General features: G+C 60.5%; 15 protein-coding genes. 11 read left to right on the top strand and 4 right to left on the bottom strand.

Translation table 11 applies throughout. The features are described 5' to 3' along the window. Window positions 1-7: 7 nt before the first annotated feature. On the top strand, window positions 8-742 hold the full coding sequence (locus ACWV14_RS34375) for an amino acid ABC transporter ATP-binding protein (protein ID WP_454908277.1): 735 nt from the start codon (window positions 8-10) through the stop codon (window positions 740-742). 18 nt (window positions 743-760) lie between these two features. Here ACWV14_RS34375 and ACWV14_RS34370 read toward each other — a convergent pair whose 3' ends face one another. Then, a complete protein-coding gene (locus tag ACWV14_RS34370) occupies window positions 761-2,161 on the bottom strand; it encodes an FAD-containing oxidoreductase (RefSeq protein WP_454908276.1) in 1,401 nt (466 codons plus the stop codon). A gap of 109 nt (window positions 2,162-2,270) precedes the next feature. Here ACWV14_RS34370 and ACWV14_RS34365 point away from each other — a divergent pair, with 109 nt between their 5' ends. Further along, on the top strand, window positions 2,271-4,055 hold the full coding sequence (locus tag ACWV14_RS34365) for an ATP-binding response regulator (protein ID WP_454908275.1): 1,785 nt from the start codon (window positions 2,271-2,273) through the stop codon (window positions 4,053-4,055). Between the two features lie 59 nt (window positions 4,056-4,114). On the opposite strand, the gene ACWV14_RS34360 is transcribed toward ACWV14_RS34365, so the two are convergent. From ACWV14_RS34360 to ACWV14_RS34350, 3 genes are read right to left on the bottom strand one after another with little or no spacing between them, the layout of a single operon-like run. Continuing rightward, a complete protein-coding gene (locus ACWV14_RS34360) occupies window positions 4,115-4,999 on the bottom strand; it encodes an SMP-30/gluconolactonase/LRE family protein (RefSeq protein ID WP_454908274.1) in 885 nt (294 codons plus the stop codon). Next, window positions 4,996-6,291, bottom strand: a complete 1,296-nt coding sequence (locus tag ACWV14_RS34355) for an MFS transporter (RefSeq protein WP_454908273.1) — start codon at window positions 6,289-6,291, stop codon at window positions 4,996-4,998. The genes ACWV14_RS34360 and ACWV14_RS34355 overlap by 4 nt, the downstream gene beginning before the upstream one ends. Then, window positions 6,288-6,941 (bottom strand): TetR/AcrR family transcriptional regulator, encoded by a 654-nt coding sequence (locus ACWV14_RS34350; protein WP_454908272.1) that lies wholly within the window; start codon window positions 6,939-6,941, stop codon window positions 6,288-6,290. The genes ACWV14_RS34355 and ACWV14_RS34350 overlap by 4 nt, the downstream gene beginning before the upstream one ends. A gap of 359 nt (window positions 6,942-7,300) precedes the next feature. Between ACWV14_RS34350 and ACWV14_RS34345 the strand changes: the two genes are divergently transcribed. From ACWV14_RS34345 to ACWV14_RS34305, 9 genes are all read left to right on the top strand, one after another. Then, complete coding sequence (locus ACWV14_RS34345) at window positions 7,301-8,269, top strand: LysR family transcriptional regulator (RefSeq protein WP_454908271.1); 969 nt, start codon at window positions 7,301-7,303, stop codon at window positions 8,267-8,269. A gap of 479 nt (window positions 8,270-8,748) precedes the next feature. After that, a complete protein-coding gene (locus ACWV14_RS34340) occupies window positions 8,749-10,269 on the top strand; it encodes an amino acid ABC transporter permease/ATP-binding protein (protein ID WP_454908270.1) in 1,521 nt (506 codons plus the stop codon). Between the two features lie 41 nt (window positions 10,270-10,310). Then, window positions 10,311-11,183: a phytanoyl-CoA dioxygenase family protein gene (locus ACWV14_RS34335; RefSeq protein WP_454908269.1), complete on the top strand. Its 873-nt coding sequence runs from the start codon at window positions 10,311-10,313 to the stop codon at window positions 11,181-11,183. A 30-nt stretch (window positions 11,184-11,213) separates the two neighbouring features. After that, a complete protein-coding gene (locus ACWV14_RS34330) occupies window positions 11,214-12,044 on the top strand; it encodes an ABC transporter substrate-binding protein (RefSeq protein ID WP_454908268.1) in 831 nt (276 codons plus the stop codon). Between the two features lie 19 nt (window positions 12,045-12,063). Next, window positions 12,064-12,795 (top strand): class II aldolase and adducin N-terminal domain-containing protein, encoded by a 732-nt coding sequence (locus ACWV14_RS34325; RefSeq protein ID WP_454908267.1) that lies wholly within the window; start codon window positions 12,064-12,066, stop codon window positions 12,793-12,795. Between the two features lie 119 nt (window positions 12,796-12,914). After that, window positions 12,915-14,234 carry a flavin-containing monooxygenase gene (locus tag ACWV14_RS34320; protein ID WP_454908266.1) on the top strand — a complete coding sequence of 440 codons (1,320 nt, stop codon included), beginning with the start codon at window positions 12,915-12,917 and terminating at the stop codon, window positions 14,232-14,234. Between the two features lie 41 nt (window positions 14,235-14,275). Next, complete coding sequence (locus ACWV14_RS34315) at window positions 14,276-14,692, top strand: RidA family protein (protein ID WP_454908265.1); 417 nt, start codon at window positions 14,276-14,278, stop codon at window positions 14,690-14,692. A gap of 13 nt (window positions 14,693-14,705) precedes the next feature. Then, window positions 14,706-15,383 carry a DUF1028 domain-containing protein gene (locus ACWV14_RS34310; RefSeq protein ID WP_454908264.1) on the top strand — a complete coding sequence of 226 codons (678 nt, stop codon included), beginning with the start codon at window positions 14,706-14,708 and terminating at the stop codon, window positions 15,381-15,383. Window positions 15,384-15,401: 18 nt separating this feature from the next. Beyond that, window positions 15,402-16,391 (top strand): succinylglutamate desuccinylase, encoded by a 990-nt coding sequence (locus ACWV14_RS34305; protein ID WP_454908263.1) that lies wholly within the window; start codon window positions 15,402-15,404, stop codon window positions 16,389-16,391. Window positions 16,392-16,401 lie beyond the last annotated feature (10 nt).

Below are 16,401 nucleotides of genomic sequence, written 5' to 3'. Positions count from 1 at the left end.
CCAAGCCATGATCGAAATCAGCCACGTCAACAAAAGCTACGGTGCCTTCCAAGTGCTGACCGACTGCACCGCCGACATCCGAAAGGGCGAAGTGGTGGTGGTGTGTGGGCCCTCGGGCTCGGGCAAGTCCACGCTCATCAAGTGCGTCAACGCGCTGGAGCCATTCCAGCAAGGGCGAATCACCGTCGACGGCGTGTCCGTCGGCGATCCCAAGACCGACCTGAACAAGCTTCGCGCGCGCGTCGGCATGGTGTTCCAGCACTTCGAGCTGTTTCCCCATCTGTCGATCGAGGACAACCTGTCGATCGCGCAGATCAAGGTGCTCAAGCGCTCGGCTTCCGAAGCCCGCACCGCCTCCATGGCGCTGCTGCAGCGCGTGGGCATGCGCGCGCATGCGCACAAGTTCCCGAGCCAGTTGTCGGGTGGCCAGCAGCAGCGCGTGGCCATTGCACGCGCGCTGGCCATGGACCCCGTCGCGATGCTGTTCGACGAGCCCACCTCGGCGCTCGACCCCGAGATGGTCAACGAGGTCCTCGACGTGATGGTCGGCCTGGCGCGCGAGGGCATGACGATGATGTGCGTCACGCACGAGATGGGGTTCGCGCGCAAGGTGGCTAACCGGGTGATCTTCATGGACCGCGGCCGCATCGTCGAAGACTGCGCCAAGGAGGATTTCTTCGGCAATCCGTCGGCCCGCTCCGACCGTGCGCAGCAGTTTCTCTCGAAGATCCTGCAGCACTGACCCCACGGGGCAGGGCGCTCACCGATATTCGTGCGCCAATGGTTTCGCGCTCAGGTCCAGCAGGAGTGTGGGAATCAGCTCTGACACCGTCGGGTGAATCGGCACCGCCCAGCGCAGCGTGTCGATCGTCTGGCCCGCGTTCATCATGTCGAGGATGCCGTGGATGGCTTCGTCCCCGCCCGTTCCCAGAATGGCTGCACCGAGGATTTGCCGGGAGTCGGCATCCGCAACAACTTTCATGAATCCCTTGCTTTCGCCTTTTTCGACCGCGCGTCCGACCCTGTTCATGGGAAGCTTCGAGTACAGGAGTTGCCGGCCGCTTTTCGCCGCCTCGGCGTCGGTCATGCCGACCCGCGCCAGCGGAGGATCGATGTACAGCGCGTAGCCAGGCAGCCGCTGGCTCAAACGCCGGTCGGCGCCGTCCAGGAGGTTGGCCGCGACGATCTCGAAGTCGTTGTATGCGGTGTGGGTGAAGGCCCCGCGTCCGTTGCAATCGCCCAATGCCCAGATGCCTGGCACGTTCGTCTGCAGATGGTCGTCCACCGTGATGTATCCACGAGCGTCGACCGCGATCCCCGCTTGCGCCAGGCCGAGGTCGTCCGTGTTGGGGCGCCGTCCCATCGCAAGAAGGACGTGGGTGCCAATCACCGAAGGCTCGCCCTGCCTGCAGTCGACGCGAACAGCGACGCCGGTTTCGTGCGCCTTGAAGCTGATGCAATCTGCGCTGGTGCGTATTGCGATGCCCTCGGCCTCGAGAATCTCGCGAACCGCTTCTGACACATCAGGGTCCTCGCGCGCGATGAGGCGGTCTGCGCGCTCCACCACCGTGACTTCGGCTCCGAACCGGCGATACATCTGCGCAAACTCGAGACCGATGTAGCTCCCGCCCACGATGACCAGGTGGCGCGGCAGCGTTTCCAGTGCGACCATTTCGGTGTTGGTCAGAAAGGGCACCTCGTCGACGCCCGGCAGGTCGGGTATTGCCGCGCGTCCGCCGACATTGATGAAGATCTTCGGCGCTGCAAACCTCACGCCATTGACCTCGACAACGTGCTTGTCGACGAACCGGGCGTGGCCTCGGACCAGTTCGACATTGCTCATGCTCGCCAGCCAATCTTCGTTGCCTTTGCGCGAATCGAGGATCACCTTTCGCGCGCGCGCCGCCACTGCCGGCATGTCCATCGTGACAGGCACCGCGATCGAGAAACCATAGTCGCTCCCGCGGCGTGCCGTGTGGGCCGAATAAGCGCTGGCAATGAGCGTCTTGGTCGGCTTGCAACCCGTATTGACGCAAGTGCCGCCAACGAGATGGCGCTCGATCAGCACCGCCTTTTGTCCCGCCGCGTTCAGGCGCCCGGCGAGCGAAGGGCCCGCTTGGCCAGCACCAATGATGATTGCGTCCACCGTACGTTCGGCCATCATGACTCTCCTTCGTCGTCTGAAAATTTGAGTTGCCCCTCTCCGTTCGCGTCGCGCCTGAGTCTCGGGGGCACAATCTGCAGAACGTGCATTTCTCGTTGACCCCCCATTGAACCATTCCGAGACCGAGACTTCCAGCAGTCAGCGCGTGCTGCGCGAGCACTTGTCATCGGTCTATGCATCGCGCACGGCCGGCGTCTGCGGGCATCTGTGCTTCACCTTCATCGGCGGAGCGATGGGGTACTTCTACCTGCACTTGCCCTTCGTGCTGCCCTTCGTGTCGATGCTCGTCTGCGTGAACCTGTATGTGCTGCTATCCCCTCGCTGGCATGCGGGCGTGCCCCCTTCGGAAGAGCACCGATGGGCTCGCGATCACACGCTGCAGATGATCCTGATCGGCATGGCCACGGCCCCCGTGCCCTGGTTCTTCGTCTCGACGCACGATCCCGAGGTCACGGCCCTGATGGCCATTCTGATCATGGTCGGCTGTGGCCTGGCGATGCAATCGCTGTGGCCCATGAAGGCATCGTTGTTCGGCTACGGCATTCCGATGATGGGGGGATTGATCGGTGCATTGCTCTGGCACAGCGACGGCGTGAACCTGTTCCTGGCGGCGATTGGCATCGCCTACCTGGTGTTCGCGCTGCGCCGCGGCGTCCTTCAGAACAGGCAGCTGACCGATGCCCTGATCTTGCGGTTCGAGAACGAATCACTGGCCGGTCGCCTGGGTGAGCAGATCGCCGCGACAGAGCGCGCCAGTGTCGAGAAGACCCGTTTTCTGGCGGCTGCCAGTCACGATTTGCGCCAACCCTTGCACGCCATCGCGCTGTTCGGCGCAGCACTCCAGAACGCGCTGCACAGCCATCCGCAACAACAGAATGCCGATCGGCTCATGCGCGCAGTGAATGCACTGGGCAATTCGCTGGACACCATGCTCGATGTCTCCCGCCTCGACGCGGGTGTCATCACGCCTGACATCCAACCTGTCGCACTCGACGCACTTCTGCTGTCGCTCAACCATGTCTTCCTGGCGCGCGCGGAGGAGGCAGGCCTGCAATTGCGCGTGAAGGTCAGCGGCGTTTGGGTGCGCAGCGACCCGCAGTTGTTGCAGCGAATGCTCTCCAACCTCGTGGACAACGCGCTCAAGTACACGGTGCGAGGCGGTTTGATCGTTCGCGTGCGTGCGCGTGGAGACGAGGTCTGGATCGAGGTGCGAGACACGGGCATAGGCATTGCTGCCGAGCAGCTGGAACGCATCTTCGAAGAGTTCTACCAGGTCGACAATTCGCAACGGGATCGTGCACGCGGCCTCGGCATCGGTCTGTCGATCGTGCGGCGGTTGTCTCGACTTCTCGATCATCCGATCCATGTGCAATCGCGCATCGGTCGGGGTACGCGGTTTCGCGTGCGACTACCTGCGGTGCATGCACCGGTCGATCCGTACTTGCCGGCGCGCCTGCGGCTCGATCAGCTGCCGCGGATGCCGACCGGGGCCCTTGCGGCGGCAACGCCGCGACGCGTACTGCTCATAGACGACGAAGCCGAGATTCGCCAGGCAATGATCGAGGCATTGCGCCCATACGCTTTCGATGTGCAAGCTGTCGCCGATGAGGGCACGGCGGCGCTCGCACTGTCCAGTGCCGAGATGGAAGGGCGACCCTTCGAACTGCTGCTGTGCGACTACCGATTGGCCAACGGTGGCAGCGGGCTCGACGCCGGCCTGCGACTGAGCAGGCGCGACGGCTCGCGGATTCCGCTGCTCCTGATCACCGGAGAGACTGCGCCCGAGCGCCTCCGGCGTGTTCGGGAATCGGGCGTCGCCGTGCTTTTCAAACCCGTCGAAGCGGGCCGGCTCCTGCGTGCCATCGACGCGGCGCTGTCTTCGGCTTCGTAGCCGCGTCACGGCCGGTCGTTGAAAGCCGGCTACGGCCAGTTCGGGCGCGCGCCGCCGCCTCAGGTCATGCCGAACATCGCTTCGGGCAGCCCTGGCACATCGACCTCCTCGGCCAGCAGGGCGCCGGCCATCGGCTCACGCGCGAGCACCTCGGGCGTGATCATCTTGGTGGCCGTGCTGATGTAGAGCGTCTTCAGGTCGGGCCCGCCCAGGCATACGCAGGTCGGGTGCGTCACGGGCAGCTCGATCACGCGGTCGACCGCGCCCGAGGGCGCATAGCGCACCACGCGGTGCCCCGCGAACACGGCGTTCCACACGAAGCCTTCGCTGTCGACGCAGGCGCCGTCGGGGCGGCCGCGCTGGTCGGCATAGTCGACGAACACGCGCTTGTTCGACAGCGCGCCGCTGTGCGCGTCGACGTCGAACGCGAACAGCTTGAAGCGCCGCGTGTCCGACATGTAGAGCGTGCGGCCGTCGGGCGACACGCACACGGAGTTGGTCACGATGATGTCGTCGAACAGCCAGTGCGCCGTGCCGTCGGGCTCGACGCGGTAGAAGCTGCCGAGCGGCTTTTCGATGGCGGCGTCCATGGTGCCGATCCAGAGGCGGCCCCGGCTGTCGCAGCGGCCGTCGTTCAGGCGCGTGCCCTTGTCCATGGGCTCGATCTCGGCGATGCGTTCGAGCGCCCGCGTGGCCGGGTCGAAGCGGTGCAGCGTGTTGTCCAGCGCCAGCACGAAGCCGCCTTGCCTGTGCAGCGCCAGGCTGCCGAGGTAGGTGCACTGCGGGAACTCGAACACCTGGTGTTCGCCCGTGCGCTCGTCGAAGGACTGCAGCTTCGGACGCTCGATGTCGATCCACCAGATGCGTTGGGTACGCGGGCACCAGATCGGCGTTTCGCCGAGCTGGTCGCGGGCGTTGACGAGGCAACGCACGTCGCCGGTCATGGCAGCTCGATGCGGCGGATGTCGCCGAGCAGGAAGATGTACGACAGCGCGCCCAGCAGCGCCAGCACCGCCATGAAGGCCAGTGCCCAGACGAATGAGCCCGTCGCGCCGACGATGAAGCCGATCACCAGCGGCGTGGTGATACCAGACAGGTTGGTCATGAAGTTGTAGATGCCGCCCGTGAGGCCCATGAGCTTCGTGGGCGCGATGTCGGCGATCACCACCCAGCCCAGGCCGACCATGCCCTGCCCGAAGAAGGCGAGCGACAGGATGGCGATGACCACTTCGTCGCGGTCCACGTAATTGGCGGCCACGATGGTCGAGGCCAGCAGCAGGCCCGCCACGATGGGCAGCTTGCGCGCGAGGTTGGCCGAGCCGGTGCGCGTGAGCAGCTTGTCCGACAGCCAGCCGCCGAACATCACGCCCACGCCGGCCGCGATGAAGGGCAGCACCGCGAAGAAGCCCACCTTCACCCAACCCATGTGGCGCTCGGTGGCCAGGTAGGTGGGGAACCAGGTGACGAAGAACACCAGCGTCGCGTTGCCCGCGAACTGGCCGATGCTCGCGCCCCAGATCTGGCGGTACGACAGCAGCAGGCGCACGTTGGCCCACGAGAAGGGCACGGTCTGCTCGCGCCGCGCGGCCAGCCCGCCGCCGGCTTCGATGTGATCGAGCTCGGCGCGGTTGGCCCAGCGGCTGTCGCCCGGCTCGCGATAACAGGCCCACCACACGATGCCGAAGGCGAGGCCCACGGCACCCACGATGATGAAAAGCGCCTGCCAGCCGTACATGCCCATGATGTAGAACAGCAGCGGGCTGAAGAACGCGAGCCCCACATACTCGCCCACCGTGTAGATGCTGGTGGCGCGCGCCCGCTCTTTCTGCGGGAACCACGTGCTCACGATGCGGCTGTTGGCAGGGAAGCAGGGCGCCTCGGAAACGCCCAGGCCCAGCCGCATCGCAACAAGGCTGTAGAGCCCGGTTGCAAAACCCTGCAGCAGCGTGAACAGCGACCAGAAGGTCAGCGACAGGAAGTAGGTGAGCTTGTTGCCGAAACGGTCGAGGAACACGCCGCCCGGAATCTGCGCGGCCGCATAGGTCCAAGCGAAGGCCGAGAACACGAAGCCCATGACGGCGGGCGACAACCCCAGATCCTTCGACAGCGTGGGCGCGGCGATGCCGAGCACGGTGCGGTCGAGGTAGTTGATCATCGTGCCGGTGGCCAGCAGCGCGAGGATGCCGAATCGCGCACGCGTCGGCGCCTCGGTGGTAGTGGCAATGGTGGAATTCATGTCTCGGTTTTCGTCGAAGAAGGGTGGCGGGCCAAGAAGCGCAGCACGGTGTCGATGACGTTGCGGCGCAGGCGCGCCACCACGTGGGGCGCATCGAGCTGGATGTCGAACAGCGCCGAGAAGGTGTCGCGGTTGGACACGTTGTAGAAGCTCATCGCGCTGATCTGCCAGTGGATGTCGACCGGCTCGAGCCCGCTGCGGAACACGCCCGCTTCCACGCCACGGTGATAGATGCACGCCACGCGCTCCACAGCGGCCGCGCTCAGTTCGCGGATGACCGACGACTGCTGCAGGAAGCGCGCGTTGTGGATGTTCTCTATGGTCACGAGCCGGACGAAATCGCGGTTCTCGAAATGATGGTCGAAGCGGAAGCCGACCATGCGGCGCATGGCTTCTTCGGGGTCGACGTGGTCGAAGTCGAGTTCGCTCTCGACGCTGCGCACGCGGCGGTAGACGCTTTCGAGCACGGCCAGGTACAGGCCTTCCTTGTCCCCGAAGTAGTAGTAGATGAGGCGCTTGCTGCAGTCGGTCTTGCTGGCGATTTCATCGACGCGCGCGCCGGCCAGGCCGTGGGCGGAAAACTCGGCCGTTGCCACGTCGATGATGTTCTGGCGATTGGCTTCGGGATTGACGATGCGGGGGTTGGGCATTTGCTATGTACTGTTTGGTACACAACAATGTACTAATTAGTACATCAACGGCCAATCAGGGTATCTACCGGGCCGCGAAGCGGGACTCGTCTCGCCAGCTGGTCAAGATTGCATCGGCAACAGTGAACCTCGATCACCTATATTTAACATAAGATAAATTGTGCATAAAACGATGCTACGGCCAGGTAGAAATCCTGCATGGCCACTACCCTCCATGCGGCTGGGCTCGGGTCGACGTCAACTCAAGCATCTGGTGTTCGCGGCAATCGACAACGACCGCCAGAGCCTATGAGGCCCTCAGGCATGAAGCTTGCGTCATAAAAAACTATGCAAGGACGCCGCTGGAAAGGGTCGCTTCTATGAGCGAGTTGAATGCAAGATTTACCTTGAGGCAAATCAAGTACTTCGTTGCGGTGGTCGAGGAAGACAGCATCGTCGAAGCTGCGCGAAAGCTTCATATCTCTCAACCTTCCATTTCCGTTGCCATCAAGACATTGGAAGAGATATTGGATCAACAGTTGTTGATCAGACACCATGCACAGGGGGTATCGCTGACCTCCAACGGGCGCAGGGTTTATGAAAAAGCCAAGCATCTTTTGCAGCTGTCGCACGATCTGGAGCAAAACTCCAATGCCGAGTGGAATCTGGTATCCGGGACCATTGCATTAGGGTGTTTTGAATCAGCAGCACCGCTGTACATGCCGAAATTGATTGCCGGCTTCAAAAGCATTCATCCGCAGATCGACATCCAGCTTCACGATGGCGAGCAACATGAACTTATGCAAGGGTTGCACAGAGGCCGGTTTGATCTTGCGCTTCTGTACGATTTGGAGTTGGGCAACTCGATAAATAAAGAAGAGTTAAATGCCCCACATAAACCTTATGCGTTGCTTCCGGCAGACCATCGACTGGCTCAGAACGAGTCGGTAACGCTAAAAGAATTAAGCACGGAGCCGATGATCCTGCTGGACGTCGTGCCAAGTCGAAATTATTTTATTGATATTTTCAAGAACAGGGGATTTCACCCCACCGTCGCCTACAGCTCACCCTCGATTGAAATGGTGCGTTGCATGGTTGGCCAAGGCCTCGGATTTTCGGTATTGGTAACCCGCCCTTGTACTGAAAGCACGTACGACGGAAAGCAACTGGTACAACTGGACATCCAGGACGAGATGCCCGCATCGACGCTGATCATGGCCTACCTGAAAAACAATCAGCCCTCACCAGCCACAAGGCTCTTCATGGACTATTGCCGCAGCGTAGATTTGACACCTCCGTCTCAACTCTCGCAACGCGAGCGCTCAAGCATCGAGCAGCCATTGTTTTAGCACTTAGACCGCTTGCTTCTTGGCAAGAGATTTCGGCAGGTACTCGCCACCCCGATAACACTGACGCGTCTGAGTGTCGTCAATCAACCCATTGCATCTCATCGAGCTTGACTAAGGCTGCAGCCAAGCACGAGCGCAGGTAGCGCATCTACACCGCGCCGCGAGCGCCTGCGCGATAACTCCCCATATCAGCGGCTAGCTAGATCGGCTCACTTGGCTGGCCGCCAATGCAACCAAGTCGCACCAATAACGCAACATTGCACCATTATGGATTTTTTTAAAACCAAAATGATGCAAAAACAGCATCCGAATCCTTGAGCTCAACGGTTTTACTCCTGTATAGGATGAGCCTATATACGGATTACGTATTTGCTAGTTGACCCAATGCAAGGCGCGGCCAGATACTAAAAGCAGTCCCGCCAAGTCATGTCATTCAATCTTTCAGATCCCCCCGGTTTTAATTGTTGTGAAAATTAAATATGACATTTGATTGGCAATACATGATCGGCCTGCTCAGCCTGAAAGACTTCTGGCTGGCGGCGTTCACCGTTATCAAGCTCAGTATCTGCACATGGGTCTTGAGTGTCGTTTTCGGATTCATCCTGGCGCTCGCAAAGCAGTCGACCAAGCCGCTGATCAGTCTGCCGGCGCGCTGCTACATCTGGCTGTTCCGCAGTCTGCCTTTGCTGGTTCTGTTGATTTTTACGTACAACCTGCCTCAGGCGCTGCCATCCAGTGGAATGATTTTGAATGATCCATTCTGGGCTGGCCTCATTGCTTTGGTGATCTGTGAAAGCGCATACATCGCCGAAATTCATCGCGGCGGCCTGCTTTCGATTCCCAAGGGCCAGTATGAAGCCGCCGTTGCACTAGGGCTGAGATTCCTGGGCATTCAATACCGGGTAGTGGTGCCACAAGCTGTACGTATTGCTCTTCCCTCTTTGACCAACGAGTTCATCTCGATCGTCAAACTGAGTTCTCTGGTGTCGGTAATTTCATTGACAGAGATTTTGATGGTCGGCCAGCGCCTTTATTCTCAAAACTTCCTGGTCATGGAAACCATGACAGCAGTTGCGATCTACTACGTTTTGATCGTGACCGCTTTTGATTTTGCATTGAAACGGCTTGAGCATTTTCTGGACGTGACGAAGCGGAAAGTGGCAAAAACTCCCGATGCAGGCGTCTTTGAAAAGGCAAAAAATGGCGACGCAAAATCTCGTCGGCCACAGACCATTTCAAATGGTCCAGCACTGGAAGCATCCAGATTGCATAAGGCCTACAACAATGTCGAGGTTCTTGGAGCGGTTGATCTGAAAATCGAGCAGGGCGAGGTGGTCTCGGTTATCGGCCCGTCAGGCTCGGGAAAAACAACGCTGATTCGGCTTCTCAATGGACTGGAAAAGCTCGACAACGGTGAAATCAAGATCAATGGAGAGCAGTTCATTCATTTGAGCAGGCAGGGCGCCCAAAAACCCGTACTGATTGAAGACCCCAGGCACCGACTGGACATCGGAATGGTCTTTCAAAGCTTCAACCTGTTCCCGCACCTCACGGTCCTGAATAACCTGCTTCTGGCTCCTCGCTATCACGGCAGCGCACCGCACTCGGAATTGAAAGAGCAAGCTTATGAATTGCTTCTGAAGGTCGGCATGCTTGAACACGTTTTCAAATATCCGCACCAATTGTCCGGTGGCCAACAGCAAAGAGTGGCAATTGCCCGCGCATTGATGATGCGACCGCAAATCATGCTGTTCGACGAGCCGACCTCGGCGCTGGATCCGGAGAAGGTCACTGAAGTACTCCAAGTGATTGAAAAGCTTGCCAGCGAAGGAATCACCATGGTGATTGTCACGCATGAAATGAACTTCGCTTTCAAGGTTTCCGACCGAATCGTGTTCATGGAAAAAGGACGTGTGGTTTGCAATGACACGCCCGAATTTTTCAGAAGCGGACAAAACGCCCGGGTTGAAGCATTTCTCAAAGATGTTTCATTGGCGTGAGCATTTCCAAGTACTGACTCAGATTTTCTAGAGGAATTGAAATGATCGAACAATGGCAAATCGACAAGTACCGTGAAGAAGGGGTCCTTGTGGTCGAAGGCGTTTTGTCTCCCGATGAGGTCAAGGCACTCAACGAGGATTTCGAGAAATGGGTCGAAGAAAGCCGTGCGAAGACCGAGCCCTGGGGTGAAACGCAGGACGGGCGACCGCGCTTCGACATTGAGGATGACCACCGTGCGGGCCATCCTTCGTTGCGCCGCGTCAGTTCGCCTACCGAGATCTCGCCAGCCTACAAGAAGGTTGCCCTCGAGTCGCGCATGGCTGCAATTGCCGCCCAATTGATCGGCGGATCGGGCGCACGTTTTCACCACAGCAAGATCAACTCGAAACTGCCTCATACCAAGACAGTGGTGAAGTGGCATCAGGACTTCCCTTTCACGCCTCACAGCAACGACGACATGGTCACGGCGCTGCTGATGGTGACCGAGGTGACGCCCGAAAACGGCCCCTTGCAGGTCGCTATTGGCAGCCACAAAGGCCCGCTGTGGCCGCACTGGCAAAACAACCGATTCACGGGAGCGGTCGCAAATTCGGTGGTGGATGAACACTGCCAGGACCCGGTGTCGTGCTACGCACCGTCGGGATCTGTGTGTTTCATGCACACGCGTCTGCTGCACGCTTCGAGCCCGAACAACACCGAGCTTCCCCGCACGCTGTTCATCAGCGTCTACGCGGCCGAGGACGCTCTGCCCTTCTGCGAAAACCCCCTGCCCAGCGCGCATGCAGGGCTCATGGTTGCAGGCCGGGAAAGCGGGCTGGTACGAAGCACGGTGAACGAACTGCGCTTGCCGGAGAAGCCGCGCGGCGCCTCGTTCTTTGTGCAACAAGCCGGCGCTGACACCGCAGCCGCCTGATCGATCACCCAACTCGAAAGACCCACCCTCATGAACTACCGCTCTATCCGCAAAAGCATTCCCCTGCTCCTCGGCGCAGCCGTTCTCGCAATGGCTTCGTCTCATGCTGCAGCCTTCCAACAGCCCGGCAAGATCAGTGCGGGTTCCGACCTCACGTTTTTTCCATATGAGTACATGGACAACAACCAACCCGCAGGTTTCGATGTCGAATTCCTCGACGGTCTTGCAAAGGTGATGGGCCGCAAGGCCGAGCACATCGACACCCGATTCCCGAACCTGATTACCGGGCTGCAAGGCGGCCGTTTCGACATCATCAACTCGTCGATGTACATCACCGCCGAGCGCATCAAGGTGATGGACATGATTCCCTACCTGAAAAGCGGCGAGTCGATCCTGGCGCTCAAGGGCAGCGACTACCAACCGAAAAAGCCTGAAGACTTCTGCGGCCACAAGATTGGCTCGATGGGTGCCACGTCCTGGCTCCAGCAGATGCGCAAGCTCTCCGCCGAATACTGCGTCAAGAACGGCAAGAAGCCCATCGAGATCAGCGAGTACGGCACCGATCCCCAAACAACCCAGGCCCTGCTGTCACGGGCCGTGGAAGCACAGATCACAGATGCCGCTGTCGCCCGTGGAGTGATCGAGAAGCTGGGTGATCGAATCGCGATTTCTTCCGACACGCTTATTTACCCGGTACTGAATGGCTTCGGGGTGAAGAAGAGCAACGACGAAGTCAAGCGGGCGCTGGTGGAAGCTTTGAACAAATACAAGGCGACGCCGGAATACGCGGCGCTGCTGAAGAAATACAAGTTCGAGCCGCCTGCGGAAAAAGACCTGCAGGACCTGATGCCTAAGCCCTGATCGATTCCTGGGAAAAGCCATGGCTCTCAATCACGAAGAAAAGCTGCGCGTCGATCTCGCTGCCACGTTTCGAATCATCGCGCACCTCGGGATGCATGAGGCCGTGGCCAATCACTTCAGCGCTGCGGTTTCGGACGATGGCAAGCAATTTCTGCTCAATCCGAAGTGGATGCACTTTTCTCGCATCCGTGCAAGCGATCTGCTGCTTCTCGATGCGGACGATGAGTCGTCCGCCAATCGCGAAGACGTCGACGCCACGGCATGGGCCATCCACGGACAGATTCATCAAATGCTGCCGGCAGCACGGGTAGTGCTTCATCTGCATCCGGTGTTCACAACGAGTGTCGCGTGCTTGCAGAACCCGCAAATCCCACCCATCGATCAGAACACCGCGCGCTACTTCAACAGGGTCGCGGTGGATGAGATGTACGGAGGAATGGCCGACACGATCGCTGAAGGGGCTCGCTTGGCGAGTTTGCTGGAAGACAAGACTCGTCTTCTGATGGGTAACCACGGCGTGATGGTTGTTGGCAAGACCATCGGCGAGGCTTTCGACGACATATGGACTCTTGAACGATCGTGCCAGATCCTGGTAACCGCGTGGTCCACAGGGCGGCCGTTGCGAATCCTCTCAAACGAGGTTGCGGAGAAAACGGCGCGGAGCTGGGAAAAGATTACCGACTTTTCCGAGCGGCATTTCGAAGAAATGAAGTACCTGATGCTCAAGGACGATCCATCGCTGGCCGATTGAACTGCCATCTCGATGGTTCTTGATCGAAGTGCCTGTTGCCATTCAATCTGGCGAGGCCGGGCTTAACACATCGTATCTGGAAATTTGTGGTCGGAAGGAATTCGACTGAAAGATAAGCAATGACCGAAATTTTGAATGAAATCGACACGCTCGTGATCGGCGCCGGTCAAGCTGGCGTGGCAATGAGCGAGCATTTGAGCCAACACGGCATTCCCCATTTGGTGCTGGAGAAGAACCGCATCGCCGAAGCGTGGCGCACGGGGCGATGGAATTCGCTGGTTGCCAACGGCCCGGCGTGGCATGACCGTTTTCCCGGCCTTGAGTTCGATGTGCCTCCCGACTCCTTTGCGAGCAAGGATCAAGTTGCAGAGTACTTCGAACGCTATGCCAAGAAATTCGACGCGCCGATCCGTACCGGGGTCGATGTCCAGCGCGTGACTCGCAATCCGGGCCGTACGGGGTTCGTCGTCGAAACCTCGCAAGGGGCCTTGTTGGCCAATCGGGTTGTCGTTGCGACGGGTCCTTTCCAGAAGCCTGTCATACCGTCCATCGCGCCCGTCGATCCTGCGCTCCACCAGATTCACTCGGCCAAATACTTCAGTCCCGACCAATTGCCCGCCGGCGACGTGCTGGTTGTGGGCGCCGGCTCGTCCGGTGTGCAGATTGCGGAAGAACTGCATTCCTCCGGCAAGAAGGTTTATCTCTCGGTAGGTCCCCACGAGCGCCCTCCTCGCACCTACCGCGAGCGCGATTTCTGCTGGTGGCTGGGCGTGCTCGGCCTTTGGGACTCGGAGGCCGTGCAGCCTGGTCGCGAGCACGTCACCATCGCCGTGAGCGGCGCCCATGGTGGCCACACGATCGATTTCAGGCGCCTGGCACAGTCCGGCATCACTTTGGTTGGACAGACCGAGGCGTTCATGGACGGAATGGTCACGTTCAGACAGGATCTGACCGAGAACCTGCAGCGAGGTGACGACAGCTACCTCTCTCTTCTGGACGCCGCCGACGACTACGTCGAGCGCAACGGGCTTGTGCTGCCGTTGGAACCGCAGGCAAGGGAGCGTGTGGCGGACTCGCCGTGCATCACCGAACCTCTGCAAGCGCTGGATCTGCGAGCAGCCAACATCACGTCGATCATCTGGGCCACAGGCTATGCGGCGGACTACAGCTGGCTTCAGGTTGACACGCTGCATGCCAACGGCAAGCCACGCCACCAGCGCGGCGTCGGCGCGGAACCGGGCATCTATTTCGTCGGTCTGCCGTGGTTGTCGCGCCGCGGGTCGGCATTCATCTGGGGGGTCTGGCACGACGCCAAACACGTGGCGGACCACATCGCGATCCAGCGTCAGTACCAGGCACATCACGCCAGCCGCCCACAGAACGCGGGTGCCACCGCGCACGCAAACAGCGCAGCCGAGACTCGCGAAGTCGTTGCCTGACGCTCCAACTCACATACGCCAACCTCCAACCGCAACCCAGAATGACTACGCCAACGCACACCCGAATCCGCATGTTCAACACGCGGGAGACCTACCCCAATCAGAACTTGGACAACGATCTGTGCCAGGCGGTTCGTGCCGGCAACACCGTCTACGTGCGAGGACAGGTCGGCACCGATTTCGAGGGCCGCCTTGTGGGCCTGGGCGATCCGCGCGCACAAGCAGAGCAGGCAATGAAAAACGTGAAGCAACTGCTGGAAGAGGCCGGCAGCGACATGTCGCACATCGTCAAGACCACGACCTACCTCACCGACCCGCGCTATCGAGAGGCCGTCTACCAGGAAGTCGGCAAGTGGCTCAAGGGCGTGTTTCCAATCTCCACGGGACTCGTCGTCGTTGCCCTCGGTCAGCCCCAGTGGCTGATGGAGATCGATGTGATCGCAGTCATTCCGGAATGAAGGGAGCACCCAAATGACGCTATCCATCGTTGGGCGCTGTACCGAAACGGGTCAGCTGGGAGTCGCCATCAGTTCCTCCAGCATCGCGGTAGGCGCGCGCTGCCCTTGGCTGCGAAGCAGTGTTGGCGCGGTGTCTTCACAGAACATCACGTTGCCGGCCTTGGGCCCGGAAACCTTGGGTCTGTTGGAGAACGGACTGTCGCCAGCCGATGCGCTGAATGAAGCGCTCTCGACGGACAGTCACAGCCAATACCGCCAACTGGTCGCTATCGACTCCCGAGGTCGCACGGCGCATTTCAGCGGAGGCAAGACACTGGGTGTTCACGAGGCGATGTCCGGCGAGCAGTGCGCGGCCGCCGGCAACATGCTGGCCAGCCCCTCGGTGATCGGCGCGATGGTCAAGGCCTTTGCTGCTTCATCAGGACACTTGGCTGATCGCCTGGTCGCAGCCATGCAGGCGGGTCTCGCGGAAGGCGGCGAAGCGGGCCCGCTGCATTCGTCGGCGCTGATGGTGATCGATGATTTCGTGTGGCCGATCGTCAACCTGCGAATCGATTGGGCGGATGAAGATCCCATCGGAAAGCTTGAAAGGCTCTGGCAAGCCTACAAACCGCAGATGCAGGACTACATCGACCGAGCCGTGGATCCAGCCCAGGCTCCCGGATATGGCGTGCCCGGGGACGATAAGTAGGCTGCAAGGAAAAAAGCAATGACCCACGATGCCGCAGCCGGCCGTTTCCGCCTCGCGAAACCTGAACTCGGTGCCTGGCGCGCCGGCAATACAGGCGTCGAGGGCGTCTGGCATTTCGACTCGGGCCGGCCAGGTCGGCACACCATGATCTCGGCCCTGGTCCACGGCAACGAACTCAGCGGCGCCGTTGCCGTCTCGGGCCTGCTGCAGGCAGGCCTGCGGCCCACGCAGGGACGCCTGACACTCGCCTTCTGCAACCTCGCGGCATTCGATCGCTTCGATCCGGGCAACGGCGATGCCTCGCGCTTCGTCGAACAAGACCTCAACCGACAGTGGACACCCGAGCGGCTGGCCGAAGGCGGATCGCTGGAACGCGCCCGGGCCCGCGAGCTGGCACCCTGGGTCGCCGGGGCTGACTGGTTGCTCGATCTGCACTCTATGCACGAACCCTCGCTGCCGTTGTGCCTGACCGGGCTCTTCGATGAAAACGTGGCGCTGGCGTTGGCGCTCAAGACACCGGCCCACATCGTGGTGGACGCCGGCCACAAGGACGGAATGAGGATGCGGGACTACGGCCGCTTCGGCACCGCCGAAGGCATGGCCGCCGGTGCGCGATCGCTGTTGGTCGAATGCGGGTTCCATGGCGATCCGGCCAGCGTCGACGTGGCGCGCGACCAGTGCCGGCGTTTCATGGTGGCCAGCGGCGTGATCGGCGGCGCCGAATTCGATGCGGCGCTCCCCGGCTGGCTGCAGCCGGATGCGGACGAGCAGCATGTCCTGCGGGTCACCGGCGCCGCAGTGGCGCAGGCCACCGGCGCGTCATTCACCGCGCCCTTCCAGGGGCTGGAGACGATCGAGGAGGCCGGCACGGTCATCGGTCACGACGGCGTGGCGCCCATCGTCACGCCGCATGACGACTGCGTGCTGGTGATGCCGTCGCTGCGCCAGGCATTGCCTGGCGTAACCATCGTGCGTTTCGCACGGCGCATCAGTCCTGCACTGAATTGAAATCGGGCCG

This window comes from Variovorax durovernensis (assembly GCF_977011995.1).
The sequence above is the reverse complement of the archived record's forward strand: the minus strand, read 5'-3'. Positions and strand labels throughout refer to the sequence as shown.